The sequence below is a fragment of the Hydrogenispora ethanolica genome (genome assembly GCF_004340685.1).
Taxonomy (GTDB): domain Bacteria; phylum Bacillota; class UBA4882; order UBA8346; family UBA8346; genus Hydrogenispora; species Hydrogenispora ethanolica.
This window is the reverse complement of record NZ_SLUN01000002.1, coordinates 69,641-82,647: the sequence shown is the minus strand read 5'-3', so window position 1 is coordinate 82,647 and position 13,007 is coordinate 69,641. Positions and strand designations below refer to the sequence as shown.

Annotated in this window: 12 protein-coding genes and 1 riboswitch; of the genes, 4 read left to right on the top strand and 8 right to left on the bottom strand. The window is 49.0% G+C overall.

Annotated features, from left to right (window positions below; translation table 11 throughout):
* The first annotated feature begins 43 nt into the window (after positions 1–43).
* Together EDC14_RS01960 and EDC14_RS01955 are read left to right on the top strand one after the other, a co-directional pair.
* On the top strand, positions 44–1,000 hold the full coding sequence (locus EDC14_RS01960) for a peptidoglycan DD-metalloendopeptidase family protein (RefSeq protein WP_132012504.1): 957 nt from the start codon (positions 44–46) through the stop codon (positions 998–1,000).
* A gap of 11 nt (positions 1,001–1,011) precedes the next feature.
* On the top strand, positions 1,012–1,452 hold the full coding sequence (locus EDC14_RS01955) for a bactofilin family protein (RefSeq protein ID WP_132012503.1): 441 nt from the start codon (positions 1,012–1,014) through the stop codon (positions 1,450–1,452).
* 44 nt (positions 1,453–1,496) lie between these two features.
* Here EDC14_RS01955 and glnA read toward each other — a convergent pair whose 3' ends face one another.
* The 7 genes from glnA to EDC14_RS01920 form a co-directional block, all read right to left on the bottom strand.
* On the bottom strand, positions 1,497–2,819 hold the full coding sequence (gene glnA, locus EDC14_RS01950; RefSeq protein WP_132012502.1) for a type I glutamate--ammonia ligase: 1,323 nt from the start codon (positions 2,817–2,819) through the stop codon (positions 1,497–1,499).
* Positions 2,820–2,829: 10 nt separating this feature from the next.
* Entirely contained in the window at positions 2,830–3,216 is a 387-nt protein-coding gene (locus tag EDC14_RS27485) for a MerR family transcriptional regulator (RefSeq protein ID WP_132012501.1), read from the bottom strand.
* 269 nt (positions 3,217–3,485) lie between these two features.
* Positions 3,486–4,238, bottom strand: a complete 753-nt coding sequence (locus EDC14_RS01940) for a lytic transglycosylase domain-containing protein (protein ID WP_132012500.1) — start codon at positions 4,236–4,238, stop codon at positions 3,486–3,488.
* A gap of 1,140 nt (positions 4,239–5,378) precedes the next feature.
* The gene (gcvPB, locus tag EDC14_RS01935; protein ID WP_132012499.1) at positions 5,379–6,809 is read right to left on the bottom strand and encodes an aminomethyl-transferring glycine dehydrogenase subunit GcvPB; all 1,431 of its coding nucleotides are present in this window, start codon (positions 6,807–6,809) and stop codon (positions 5,379–5,381) included.
* A complete protein-coding gene (gene gcvPA / locus EDC14_RS01930; RefSeq protein ID WP_132012498.1) occupies positions 6,806–8,143 on the bottom strand; it encodes an aminomethyl-transferring glycine dehydrogenase subunit GcvPA in 1,338 nt (445 codons plus the stop codon). Before gcvPA ends, gcvPB begins: the two co-directional genes overlap by 4 nt.
* A complete protein-coding gene (gene gcvT / locus EDC14_RS01925; protein WP_132012497.1) occupies positions 8,140–9,237 on the bottom strand; it encodes a glycine cleavage system aminomethyltransferase GcvT in 1,098 nt (365 codons plus the stop codon). Before gcvT ends, gcvPA begins: the two co-directional genes overlap by 4 nt.
* 144 nt (positions 9,238–9,381) lie before the next feature.
* A riboswitch (glycine riboswitch) is annotated at positions 9,382–9,484 on the bottom strand.
* A gap of 191 nt (positions 9,485–9,675) precedes the next feature.
* A complete protein-coding gene (locus EDC14_RS01920) occupies positions 9,676–10,083 on the bottom strand; it encodes a hypothetical protein (protein WP_132012496.1) in 408 nt (135 codons plus the stop codon).
* Between the two features lie 97 nt (positions 10,084–10,180).
* Between EDC14_RS01920 and EDC14_RS01915 the strand changes: the two genes are divergently transcribed.
* On the top strand, positions 10,181–10,894 hold the full coding sequence (locus tag EDC14_RS01915; RefSeq protein ID WP_132012495.1) for a C40 family peptidase: 714 nt from the start codon (positions 10,181–10,183) through the stop codon (positions 10,892–10,894).
* Positions 10,895–10,996: 102 nt separating this feature from the next.
* Here the strand turns inward: EDC14_RS01915 and EDC14_RS01910 are convergent, their stop codons facing one another.
* Positions 10,997–12,139 (bottom strand): putative glycoside hydrolase, encoded by a 1,143-nt coding sequence (locus EDC14_RS01910; RefSeq protein ID WP_165907723.1) that lies wholly within the window; start codon positions 12,137–12,139, stop codon positions 10,997–10,999.
* Positions 12,140–12,396: 257 nt separating this feature from the next.
* Between EDC14_RS01910 and EDC14_RS01905 the strand changes: the two genes are divergently transcribed.
* Positions 12,397–13,005 (top strand): cell wall hydrolase, encoded by a 609-nt coding sequence (locus EDC14_RS01905; RefSeq protein ID WP_243662766.1) that lies wholly within the window; start codon positions 12,397–12,399, stop codon positions 13,003–13,005.
* Positions 13,006–13,007: the final 2 nt, after the last annotated feature.

Below are 13,007 nucleotides of genomic sequence, written 5' to 3'. Positions count from 1 at the left end.
CGCTCCATCATAAGAAAGGCCAAGAATTGCTGGGGGTGTATCAATGCGTGATTTGGAAAAATGGATCCGTTCCCATGTGAAGAAGGGCTTTACCATTATGCTGGTGCCAAACTCGACAGGCGCCGTTCGAAGCATTAGAATACCGTTTTCGCTGATCTTGGTGATTTTGGGAATCGTTATTTTCAATATCTATGTTTTTATCGGGTTTACCACTCAAGTTTGGCAGTTAAAGAATATTCACCGGCAGATTGCTCAGAAAAATCGCAGGATCTCGCTTTTGAAGCGGGAACAAAAGGAAGTACGGCCTACTCTCGAAAAAACCCGTCAAACATTGGAAGAGCTAAATCGTTTAAAAAAGGAAAGAGAAAGGTTATTAGCGACGTGGCGGGCGATTCAGCAGAAGGGCGGCAGGATCAAGACGCCAGTCAGTAGAGGAAGCTTTATTCGGACCAAACCTTATGAAATTTCCAAGGAATCTTTTTCAGAACAATCCACATTAACCCAGTTGCAAGTTAGTGCAGATCAGTTAGCCAGTTATATTCAAGAAGAGTCAGAAGCTCAGCAGAAGATTCTGAATGAATTGTTGGTTTATGAGCGGAGATTGGATCATACTCCCTCGCTGTGGCCGGTTCGTACAACGATTACATCGAAATTCGGAACGAGATTTCATCCCCTTTTGAATTATAGCCGGAAACATATGGGTATCGACTTAAGGGCCAGATATGGGACAAAGGTCATGGCTGCTGCAGATGGTGTAGTTGTCAGTTCCGGGTACCAAGGCGGTTACGGGAGGATAGTTGTTATTGACCACGGCTATGGTTATCAAACTCGCTACGCCCATAATTCGCGGTTATTGGTCCAAAGAGGTCAAAAAGTTAAAAAAGGTCAGGTGATTAGTTTATCAGGGAGCTCAGGAACCAGTACCGGGCCTCATCTACATTACGAAGTTCGCATCAATGGTGATCCAGTTAATCCAGTTTCTTTTTTAAAGAATGATTAAGGAGGTCAACCATGTTATCCATTAAGGAAAACGCGAATGCCGCCAAACGAGTCGAAACAATTATTGGTAAGGAATGTAGTTTAAAAGGGAATCTTGAGACCCCGGGGGGAACGGTACGGATCGATGGTTATTATGAGGGAGAACTTCATGTCGGCGAAGATTTGGTTATCGGAGAAAGCGGTAAAGTAGTAGGTGATATTATCGCCAAAAATATCACGGTCGCTGGCGAAGTGAAAGGAACCATCGAAGCCAGAGGCAAACTAGAGCTTTTACCGACCGCGAAAATCATGGGTGATTCAAAAATGGTAGTCCTTATCGTCGAAGACGGAGCATATCTGCAAGGAACTTGTGCGCCTTTGCCCAGAGGCGATATCAAAGAGCGGGGCAAATCATTAAAATCAGAGTTGGTTGATGATTCGCCAATTTCCCTAGTTAAAGCAAAAACTCCTTAAAAAAGGAGTTTTTGCTTTATGTGGCCTTCTCTTTGAGGGAAAGCTTAGAATACACCGAGATATTGATCAATTTCCCATTGGTGAATCTGGCTGCGATACACTTCCCATTCGATCATCTTGGCTTCCACATAACGGTTCATAATATGTTCGCCTAAGGTAGCAAGGCATAATGGGTCTTTCTCCATTTCTTCCAGTGCTTCAAAGAGTGAACTGGGCAAACTGCTGATATTCTCCAGCGCGCGTTCGGCGGGAGTCATTAGATAGACATTTTTTTGAATGGGTTCGCTTGGAGAAATTTTATTGGCAATACCATCCAATCCGGCTTTAATCAATAAACTGAAGGCTAAATATGGATTACAGCAAGGATCGGGGTTCCGAATCTCGATTCGCGTATCAGACTGTCTGGCGGCGGGAACGCGGATTAAGGCGCTCCGATTGGAAGCAGACCACGATTGAAAGACCGGAGCTTCATAACCCGGGATTAACCGTTTATAAGAGTTAACCAAGGGATTGGTGACGGCGGTAATCGCTTTAATGTGTTTTAAAATACCGCCAATGAAATAAAGTGCGGCCGGACTGAGTTGATTTTTCGCCTGGGAATCGTAGAAGGCGTTTTTACCATCTTTAAAAAGGGATAAATGGATATGCATTCCCGAACCATTGACACCAAAAAGGGGTTTCGGCATAAAGGTAGCATGTAAATTATGCAGCTGAGCAATGATGCGGGTTACGAATTTCAAGGTAGTTACCCGGTCAGCAGCCGATAAGGGGTCGGAATAACGAAAATCGATCTCATGCTGACCAGGAGAGACCTCGTGATGAGAAGCTTCGATTTCAAAACCCATCTCTTCAAGGGTTAAAATAATCTCACGACGAGCATTCTCGCCTAAGTCAACCGGGGATAGATCAAAATATCCTCCTTTATCGTGAGTTACGGTCGAAGGAGTCCCGTCTTCATTGGATTTGAATAGGAAAAACTCGCACTCGGGGCCGACATTGACAGTAAAGCCCAGATCGGCAGCTTCTCTAATGACTTTTTGTAAAACATAGCGCGGATCGCCCTCGAAAGGCTTATTCTCGGGGGTATAGATATCGCAGATAAAACGGGCGACCGAACCTTCGCGAGGACGCCAGGGAAATATAGCGAAGGAATTAAGATCCGGTTGAAGAATCATGTCTGATTCTTCAACCCGCGTAAATCCCTCGATAGAGGAACCATCGAACATAATCTGATTATTCAATGCTTTTTCCAATTGGCTGATAGGAATGGCGACATTCTTGACAACACCCAGAATGTCAGTGAACTGAAGACGGATGAAGCGAACATCCAACTCTTTGCACTTTGCGATAATGGCTTCTTTATTCATGGAAACACCTTCATTTTCTTTTATGCTGCAACCATTGAGTCAAAGCTTCCTGGTTGTTAACGGGATAGAGCGACGTCAATTTTTGCGCAGTAGCCCTCTGCGGATTAAAAATTTCCGTAGGGCGGTTTGAACTGATGTTAGCTGGATCACTGATAGCTTCAGCCGATTTTTCACCGTTGATGACGGCTTTGATGCCATCTAAGTTTAAACCCTTCTCCAGTAAAGATTTGATCAATAGGAGCTTTTCAACATCCGCCTGAGTATAAAGACGCTGATTTCCCTTAGACCGGGCCGGGCGGATGAGTTCGTGGGTTTCGTAGTAACGAATTTGACGCGCGGTTAGATTCGTCATATTCATAACGACACTGATTGGGAAAATGGAGTCATTATTAGCCATATTTTATCACCCTATTCTATAGTATAAGTATACGAAAATGTAAGACGGATGTCAATTATTTTACATTTTCTAACATCGATTTATCGCTTAATCATGATGGTGGATGATAGGGGTTAGTTTGCACCAAATAAGGCTAAATCATAAAAAGAATGACCAAATCAAAGGCCAAATCCGGGAGAGATTAGGTAGCCAAGGCAATTAGGATAAGGGGAAGAGGGGAGGAGAATCCAAAAGAAGAAAACTAATTTTATACAATTTTTAATAAAAATTTAAACAAAAAATTTGGGTCGACGCTGTTCGCATATGTCAAGAACCTCCAAGTTTGTGAAGTAGTTGAAAGTCGAGATGCTCTTTTGCTGGACAACTAGAAATTCTGGAAAACTTTCGAGCGAGGCGAAGAGTCTCGGCTTAACCCAGAATGACTGAATAGTTTGTTGAAAATAGCTTTTTAAATACGTGTGATACCGCTTGATTTTTTGGATATAAAAAAGTGTCTCCGCAATGTTTGGAATGCGTTTAAGCCGGGCGACCCGGGTCGGTCCCGCATTATAGGCTGCCAGGACGAGTTCAGAATGATTAAAACGGTGAGCCAAAAAAGATAAATATTGTGTTCCGGCTCGGATGTTCTGCTGGATGTTAAAGGGATTAGAGACTTTCATCATGGAGAGGACGCTGGCAGTAAGTTGCATCAACCCTTGCGCCCTACGAGAGGAGACGGCGTAAGGATTAAAAGAAGACTCGGCTGCAATCAAGCTTGCCAAAAAAAATGGGTCGAAGCCATGGATTTTAGATTGCTTTTGAATCTCGGAATTAATAAGACGGATTTGAGTATAGGTTAGATTTGAATTACATTGCTGGATGAAATATTGCAGCATCGATTGCTGGATCAAAGTCGGCTGCAATATAACAATCGAGTTGGAAGCCTGAGTCGGAATAATACATTGTCTGAATAGAACGAAAATCGCCAAAAAAAGACTTAGAAAAGTAACCGGAATGAGAAAGAATAATTTATGAAATGACATCGAAAGAATTCCTCCTGCCAATAAAGGCGATTACTTGAAGCGTTGTGATAAACCCTGTCCGAAGGCCAGAGTGAACACAAAAGCTCAGAGAAGCAAGTGATAAAGTCGTTTTGAAATCCTTTTGCCAGTCGGATCGTTTGGAAAGAGACTTTATCACATGGCTTTTAGAAGCGTTGTGATAAACCCTGCCCGAAGGTCGGGGTGAACACAAAAGCTCAGAAAAGCAAGTGATAAAGTCGTTTTAAATCTTTTTGCAAGCTGACTTCCGTTTCGAAAGACTTTATCACATGGCTTTTAGAGAAGTATCGACTATGAAATCAAATATTATACATAACCATTGGCCAAATTTTGTTACGGGTTGCGATAGACAGCGTTAATCAATGCGATTACCTTTGAATTTAATAGACTCCCGGCTTTAAATAACTTGATCGAAGAAGAATAATGGGAAGCCAACATAAAAAAACAGGTTGCGGTAGGCGACCTGTTTTTGAATTCTATTTCAAGGTAACTTTTTTATTAACTGAGTATCAACTTAGCTCCGCTAATCCTCTGACTTTACCGGTTTTAGCCGCACTTCCCCGACTTATCTACAGTCAAAACCATGAACCTCGTTAAACGGATCCGTTTATCCACAAAAATAGCTCGCTGATTCACAAAAAAAGCTTGCTGAACGACTGAGCGAGCTCTCCCATTCACAAAACAAGCTCGCTTATCCACAAAACGAGCTTGCTGAACGACTGAGCGAGCTCTCTTATTCACAAAACCAGCTCACTCATCCACAAAAAGAGCTCGCTGAACGACTGAGCAAGCTCTCTTATCCACAAAACGAGCTTGCTGAGCGACTGAATGAGCTCTTTCAGTCACCCAAAGCGATCCGTGATTCACAAAGCTTCTCTTTCAACTCTTCAATCCGGTCATGTATCAAGTCGGTTTAATTTTTTATGCAAAACAATGTGCGGGTTCGAAAGACTTTATCACCTGAGAGAATTTCAAATCACTAAGAAATTTCGCAATACAATATAATGATAGATTCATCTGGCTAATCATTATATTATATTGCATTGCGAAGGACCATTATAATTTGAAATTCTTTGACACGGCTTCTAAAGGCTTCTTTTAATAGGAAAGCTTATAATCTTACTACCAGTGCAACTTCGGAGAACGGGCTGCCCGAGTCTCGTCAACGCGCGATACGGGCGTATGATGAGGGGCCGACGTCAGCAACTCCGGATGCTGCTCCGCTTCAATCAAGATTTGCTGGAGCGTTTGGACAAATTGGTCTAACGTGGCTTGATCCTCGGTCTCAGTCGGCTCTATCATCAAAGCCTCGGCGACAATGAGAGGAAAATACACCGTGGGCGGGTGGTAACCGAAGTCGATCAGACGTTTCGCAATATCCAAGGCTCGGATATGATTGGGGAGGTTTGTCGCGGAGATTACGAATTCATGCATACAGAACTGGGAATAAGGGACTGAATAGGACGACTGAAGCCGGGCCCGCAAATAGTTGGCGTTCAATATGGCATCTTGGCTTACCTGCTGCAAGCCTGGGCCTCCCAAGGCCTTGATATAGGCCAGCGCTTTCAGCAAGACCCCAAAATTACCGTGAAAGCCAACGACCTTTCCGATCGCTTGCGGCCGGTCCCAATCCCAAAATAAACCTGCGGCGCTCTCGCCTAGTACGGGGGCAGGCAAAAAAGGCTGGAGGTATTCTTTGACGCCCACCGGTCCGGCTCCGGGGCCGCCGCCGCCGTGAGGGGTGGCGAAAGTTTTGTGGGCATTCAAGTGCATCAAGTCGAAACCCATATCGCCGGGGCGGACGATTCCCATAATCGCGTTGAGGTTGGCCCCGTCATAATATAAAAGTCCTCCTGCTTGGTGCACTCGATTGGCAATGGCTGAGATCTCTTTTTCAAATAGGCCGAGCGTGTTGGGGTTGGTTAGCATTAACGCCGCGACATGGTCATCAAGGAGACTTACCAGCTGATCGTAATCCACCAGGCCTTGAGCATTGCACTGAACCGGAATGGGCTCAAAGCCGGCCATTGCGGCGCTGGCGGGATTCGTTCCATGGGCCGAGGTCGGAACCAGGACCTTCAAACGGTGAGAGTCGCCCCGCTGACGGTGATAGGCTTTGATGATGAACATGGCAGTCAATTCGCCGTGAGCTCCTGCAGCCGGTTGGAGTGTAAAATAGTCCATTCCGGTAATGGCGCAAAAAGCCTGTTCCAATTCATATAAGACTCGCAGGGAACCTTGGCAGAAAGAATCGGGGCTCATCGGATGGGCCCATTGAAAGCCGGGGATTTCGGCGATATCCTCATTGATTTTGGGGTTATATTTCATGGTACAGGAACCTAAAGGGTAAAAGCCGGAGTCGACCCCATGGTTTCTGCGGGAAAGTTCGGTGTAGTGGCGTACGATATCGATCTCGGCCAATTCTGGCATCCGGGGAGTTCCTTGGCGTAGCTGTTTTTCGACCGCGGTGTCGAGCGGTGCGGCTGGAACATCGCTTGACGGTAAAGTCCAGGCAGTTTTTCCGGGGACGGATTTTTCAAAGATTAAGCTCATCCCAAATCCCTCATTTCGGTACAGAATCGATCCAACTGTGTTTTCGAGAAAATTTCGGTTGCACAGACGAGCAGAGAGTGGTCGAGCGCCGGATCAAAGCGGCCTAGATCGAGGCCGGGCATGATGCCTCTGGCCGCCAAACTGTGAATCAGATCGGCAGCAGGACGAGAGGTATGAATCGCAAACTCCATAAAAAACGGTTGCTCGAACCGTAGCGGGAATCCGGCCTTGTTAAGCTCTGCCGCCAGATAATGGGCGTTGTCATAACAACGCTGGGCCACCTGGTGCAGGCCTTTCGGGCCTAAAACTCCGAGGTAGATTGCAGCCCGCAAGGCGCATAAGGCTTGATTGGAGCAAATATTGGAAGTGGCCTTTTCCCGCCGGATATGTTGCTCGCGAGCCTGCAAAGTAAGCACATATGAAATCCGGCCGTCCCGATCGAGCGTCTCTCCGACCAAACGGCCGGGAATGCGGCGCATGAAACGTTCCGAGACGGCCATTAAGCCTAAATAAGGTCCGCCATAGGAGAGCGGCAATCCCAGCGGCTGACCTTCTCCGACCACAATTTCGGCCCCGAGACGGCCGGGAGCTTCAAGCAGTCCTAAGGTTAAAGGTTGCACGTAGCTGATGGGAACCGCTCCGGCTTGACGGGTCAATTCAATCAGACGCGACAGATCCTCGAGGATTCCATAGCGATTCGGGTTTTGGATTACAACTGCGGCGCATTCTTCACTTAAGGATTTGGCAAGGTGTTCTATTTCTTGAACTCCCGCCGGACAGGGAAGGATGATGATTTCAACGCCACTGTCCCGCAAATAGGTGCGCACCACCTCGATGAGAGAGGGATGAAGCGTTTCGGGCAATAAGACCTGATTGCGGCGAGTCTCTTTCAATGCCATTAAGACTGCTTCGGCCAATGCCGTGGGTCCGTCGTATAACGAGGCGTTAGCAACCGGCAGACCGAATAACTCGGAAATATAGGATTGAAATTCGAAAATGGCTTGGAGCATTCCTTGGGAAAGCTCGGGCTGATAAGGCGTGTAGGCGGTATAAAACTCAGAGCGTTTGGCGAGATGGTTGACAACCGCCGGGATATAGTGCTGATAAGCTCCGGCACCGAGAAAGGAAAGTTCGGGAAGGACATTCATTTCGGCAAGCTGATGGAAACCAGTACTTAACTCTAACTCCGATTGAGAAGCGGGTAGATCGAGGGGCTTTTTTAAGCGCAGTTCCTCCGGGACCTCGGCCAGTAATTCGGCGAAGTCGGATACGCCGATGGTATCGAGCATCGCGCGTCGCTGGCCGTCGGTCAATGGCAAGTAAGGATGGTTCATTGGGCAGCTCCTTTCGAACGAGAATAAAAAGGCAGGGACAGGAAACGGGCAGTTAGAAGTTTGCCCCGGATTTCAATTTGGAAGGGGTCCGTTAGGTCGGAAGAATGTTCGACCAACGCTATCGCTAAGTTTTGGTCAAGGGTCGGAGCATAACTCCCGGAAGTGACCCACCCGACCGGAAGATCTTCTTGAAAGACCCGGAATCCGGAGCGGGGGATGCCCCGGTCGACCATGGACAGCCCAATCAGTTTCCGGAAACCGCCGCTGGCTTGAATGGCGGCCAAAGCATCTTTTCCGATAAACTCGGGTTTTTCAAATTTTACAAAGCGGGACAGACCGGCTTCCAAAGGATTGATCTCTGCCGATAACTCCTGCCCGTACAAGGGAAGCCCCGCTTCAAAACGGAGCGTATCACGGGCACCCAACCCGATGGGCTTGATTCCAAAGGAAGCTCCTTCGTCCATGAGAATCTCCCACGCCCGAACGGCGTTTTGGGCCCCGAGGTATATCTCAAAGCCGTCTTCGCCGGTGTAGCCGGTCCGGGAGATCAAAACCGGGAATTGCGCCAAGCGGGCTTCGGCGATAAAATGGTAATAGCGCAATGAATCCAAGGGCTGATGCAGAATTTGTTCCATTAACAATTGGGCTTTCGGTCCCTGGATAGCCAGCTGTGCAGTCTGGGTTGAAATATTCTCGATGGAAACCCGATGTCGGGAACGGTGAGCCACCAACCAATCGAAGTCTTTCTCAATATTGGAGGCATTCACCACGACCAGAAAATCGGTTTCCGTCAGGCGATAAATGAGTAAATCATCGACGGTGCCGCCATCCTCATAACAGAGCGGCGAATAGCGAATCGCTCCCGGTTGCAGCGTGGCGATGCGGTTGGTGACCATTCGGTCGAGAAACGCGGCGGCATCCGCTCCGCTGACCTTGAACTCCCCCATGTGGGATACGTCAAAGAGGCCGACGCTCTGCCGCACCTGGCGATGCTCATCAATAATGCCGCTGAATTGGACCGGCAGATCCCAGCCGTGAAAGTCGACCACTTTGGCGTGATGCCGGGCATACACGGGAAATAAGGGTGTTTTCATGCGATAACTCCTTTCAACTTTCGTCGCGTCGGGACAAAATAAAAAGACAGGGAAAGACAAATGCCTTACCCTGTCCGCTTACCAGAGAGAATCCCATCCAGCGATGGTTACCCCGTAGGTGTCCGCACGGACTCTCCAGAGTGTGGTCCGATTACGGTCATGGAACCTGAGAGATTCATTGGGTCAAATGGCTCTTGGCCCAACTTGCTCCTTCGGTGGCCTCATGGCGCTCTCCCGTAATCATCATCCCATCATTCAACCAAAAGTATTCGGTGTTTCCTGGAAAAATCCTCTCGGAATCGTATAGTCCCGAAATTTTTTGGTCCCCGCTTGAACCTTCAGGGGCGCAACGGCGTCAAACAAACATTGGACAAGTGGGGAAGCTTCGGCAAGCCAATCTGCGTCCTGACTCGGTTGTCAAAAATTCCTTTGGGTGAATCAATGCTTCGATGTATGAAGGTTCCGCCACCGCGCGCAAACTAGGTACAGCAAGATAGCCAAGAGACCGATCGTGAAAGGTACCGTAAAAATTTGGAGGTATTCCCGCAACCCCCAATAGGCGGAAAAGCCGAAAGAGAGAAACCACAACGGCAGGTAGCCGACAAAACTGACGATAAACGGCGCAAGCCAGCGCGAAACATCCTGATAACAAGCTATCGTGCGCAAAGCTAAAATTAATGAAAAAATTGGACTTGTTAGCAGGAGAATGGAATAAATCCATAGAAGTGTATCCAGAGATTTGGGAACATTCCATTGAACGCTGGCTAGAAACAAAATGATGGGCACCACCAACAGCAGCAAATTGTAAGCGAGACAAAGCAGGGTGTTGTAAACCAGTCGCTTCACCGGGTTCCACCTCCTTTACGTTATATATGAGGGATTTTTGCCTCTAGAACACTTTTTGAGAAACAGCGGAACGTTATTTTATAAATAAGGAGGAGTCATGCGCAAAACATTATTCATCGCAATCGTGTTACTGCTGGCGATCGCCACGCCGACTCTTGCCGAAAATACTTCCATGCGGGGACTGGTCAGCGCCGACAAGGTCAACTTCAGGTCCGGACCCGAGATGACCGCCGCAGTGCTCGGAAGTTTAAGGTTTGGCGAGGCCGTGACGATTCTGGAAAGTCAAAAACCCTGGGTGAAAGTAGAGTTGGCCGACGAGCGGCAAGGCTGGATTCATGAACAATTTTTAGTCGTCGGCACCGCCGACGGCAAGAGTTTGCGCGCCTTACGCGGGGCAACGGAGGTTGTCAGCCGGGCCCGGAGTTATATGGGGACCCGTTATATTTGGGGCGGCGGTTCGGTCCGCGGTTTTGACTGTTCGGGTTTTACAATGTATCTTTACCGCCAGATCGGCTTGGAATTGCCCCATAATGCCGCCGCTCAAATGACGAAAGGAACGCCTGTTTCCCGGGAGAACCTGCGCCCTGGCGATCTGGTATTCTTTGCGACGATGGGATCGGCCACTGTCAATCATGTCGGGATCTATATCGGGGATGGCGACTTTATCCACGCTTCGTCGGGCTTCGGAGCGGTTCGGATCAGCCCCTTGAGTGAAGGCTATTATGATGTCCGTTATCGCGGCGCCCGCCGAATCCTAGAGAATGCGCCGCTCAATTTCGCGGATCTGCCCCAAGAATCCTCCGAAGAATAAACGTTTAACAGTTCTTCCGGAAGGGATTTCCTGATATAAGTTTGCAAATCAGCAAAAAGAAACCGAGCAGGCATGCCCGGTTTCTTTTTATTGTTTTCGGGGTTATTTCGCGGGATATTTAGAGGCGTCATAACGGTTGCTGGGATTCCAGAATAGCCAGTCCCGAATGCCGTTGGCGTGTAACGCTTTGATTTGCAGCTCCAATTGCTCCCGCCCGTAAGGATTGCCGAGGTTAAAATCTTGTAGCCAGGGCCGGAGCTTTCCTTCGCTCCCCGGGATTCGCTGTAAGGCATCCTGCATGGCGCGGCAGACGATCTCGTACGGATGGCGGTCGGGAACGGCGATGCCGAAGGTCCCTTTGGGATAATGGGAAGGGTACACCATGGGGGAAATATAATCCGTCGCGGCGGCGATCTTCTCCAATTTTTGCCCGATATTGTTGTCATTGGGAACGGATAAAACCAGGCCGAAGATGTCGGCGGAAAGCGGCACTCCCATGGCATTCAGCTCACCTTTGGCATAGAGCAGGAAATCCCGGATGACATCCTCTTGCGGAGCGCCGTTGGCGAAAGGATAAACGCAATTGCGGATCCTGCCGTCGCTTAAAAAACGCACGTAATCGAATTGAATCTCTTGGAAGCCCAGAGCCACCGCTTCCTTGGCAATATTCAGGTTATACTGCCAAACCTGCCGGCTATGGGGATCCACCCAGACCATCCCCTTATGGTCGCGCCATAGACCGCCGTTCTTATCGCGCACCGCCAGCTCCGGACGTTCCTGCGCGAGCAGCGGATCTTTGAAAACGACGATCCGGGCGATCGTATAAATGTGCTCCTGGCGTAACCGGGCCAGGAGTTCCCGGAGCTGGGGCGCCCGGCGCGAACCGGCGCCGATTTTTTTGGCCATCGGCAGCTCCGAAGGATAGCTGATCATCCCCGTATCATCCTTGACGTCAATTACCAGGGTATTGACTTGGGTTTTCTTAACGAAACCGATCAATTCGTCGATCCGGGATGAACCGGCGATCCATGATGTGATGTAAATTCCCCGGACCGGTTGCGGCACCGCGAATTTACGCGGCAAGGGCGCGGCGGACGGTTTGACTCCCGGCCGGGTGCCCGCCTGCGCTAGCGAATGCTTTTTCACGGGCGGCTTTTCGACGGCTGGTTTCGGTTGCGCAAAGGCCAGCGTCATCGAGGCCGCGAAAACAATCATTCCTACCATCGCCACGGCTGCTTTTTTCACGCGATAATAAACCTCCTTTTCCCCCCGGAAATTTCGCTGCGCACGGCCGCTTTCCTTCATGAAAAAAGAGGGAAGCTGCAAACTTTCCGGTTCTATTTGATCCGGACGGCGGGAGCGAAGCAAAGCTGCGCCGGCCCGGATATTTTGCCGGAAAGTTTCCATACTATAAATGTCCCAAACAATCCAAGGGATAGCTTTAGTTATTCCGAGGATTAACAGCTTCATGGAGAGATTTTTCAAAGAAAGAGGGATGGGTTTTGCGGTTACGACGAATATGGTTGATCATGGTTTTAACGATCGGGGCAGTGATGATGTCGGGAAAGGTGGCGCAGGCGGACTGGACCTATACGGTGAAGCGGGGCGATTCCTTATTCTCAATCGCCAGGAAGACCGGCGTACCGCTGAATACGCTCCGGCAACGGAACGGCCTGAGTTGGAATCCGTTACGGCTCGGACAACGGTTGACGATCCCCAGCACCGGAGGAGTGGCCCGTGGCGGCGCCCCGGTGCGCAGTACGGGCGATGTCAATCTGCTGGCCCATGCGATTCACGGCGAAGCCGGAGCCGAACCGTATGTTGGGAAGGTGGCGGTCGGAGGAGTCATCCTGAACCGCATTCAGAGCAGTAAATTTCCGAAAACCCTGGCGGGGGTGATCTACCAGCCTCACGCTTTCGAATCGGTAAGCAACGGCATCATCAATCGCTCGCCTAGTTCGGAATCGCGGAAAGCGGCTCAGGATGCGATCAACGGCTGGGACCCTTCGGGCGGGGCGATTTATTTCTTCAATCCCGCCAAGACCAATAATCGCTGGATCTGGGCCCGGCGGATCATCAACCACATCGGCAAGCATGTCTTCGCGATCTAGAA

What these genes read in the sequence shown, in the direction of transcription:
- EDC14_RS01960 (WP_132012504.1), top strand. Translation starts at nt 44, where the DNA reads ATGCGTGATTTGGAAAAATGGATCCGTTCCCATGTGAAGAAGGGCTTT.
- EDC14_RS01955 (WP_132012503.1), top strand. Translation starts at nt 1,012, where the DNA reads ATGTTATCCATTAAGGAAAACGCGAATGCCGCCAAACGAGTCGAAACA.
- glnA (WP_132012502.1), bottom strand. Translation starts at nt 2,819, where the DNA reads ATGAATAAAGAAGCCATTATCGCAAAGTGCAAAGAGTTGGATGTTCGC.
- EDC14_RS27485 (WP_132012501.1), bottom strand. Translation starts at nt 3,216, where the DNA reads ATGGCTAATAATGACTCCATTTTCCCAATCAGTGTCGTTATGAATATG.
- EDC14_RS01940 (WP_132012500.1), bottom strand. Translation starts at nt 4,238, where the DNA reads ATGTCATTTCATAAATTATTCTTTCTCATTCCGGTTACTTTTCTAAGT.
- gcvPB (WP_132012499.1), bottom strand. Translation starts at nt 6,809, where the DNA reads ATGAGCTTAATCTTTGAAAAATCCGTCCCCGGAAAAACTGCCTGGACT.
- gcvPA (WP_132012498.1), bottom strand. Translation starts at nt 8,143, where the DNA reads ATGAACCATCCTTACTTGCCATTGACCGACGGCCAGCGACGCGCGATG.
- gcvT (WP_132012497.1), bottom strand. Translation starts at nt 9,237, where the DNA reads ATGAAAACACCCTTATTTCCCGTGTATGCCCGGCATCACGCCAAAGTG.
- EDC14_RS01915 (WP_132012495.1), top strand. Translation starts at nt 10,181, where the DNA reads ATGCGCAAAACATTATTCATCGCAATCGTGTTACTGCTGGCGATCGCC.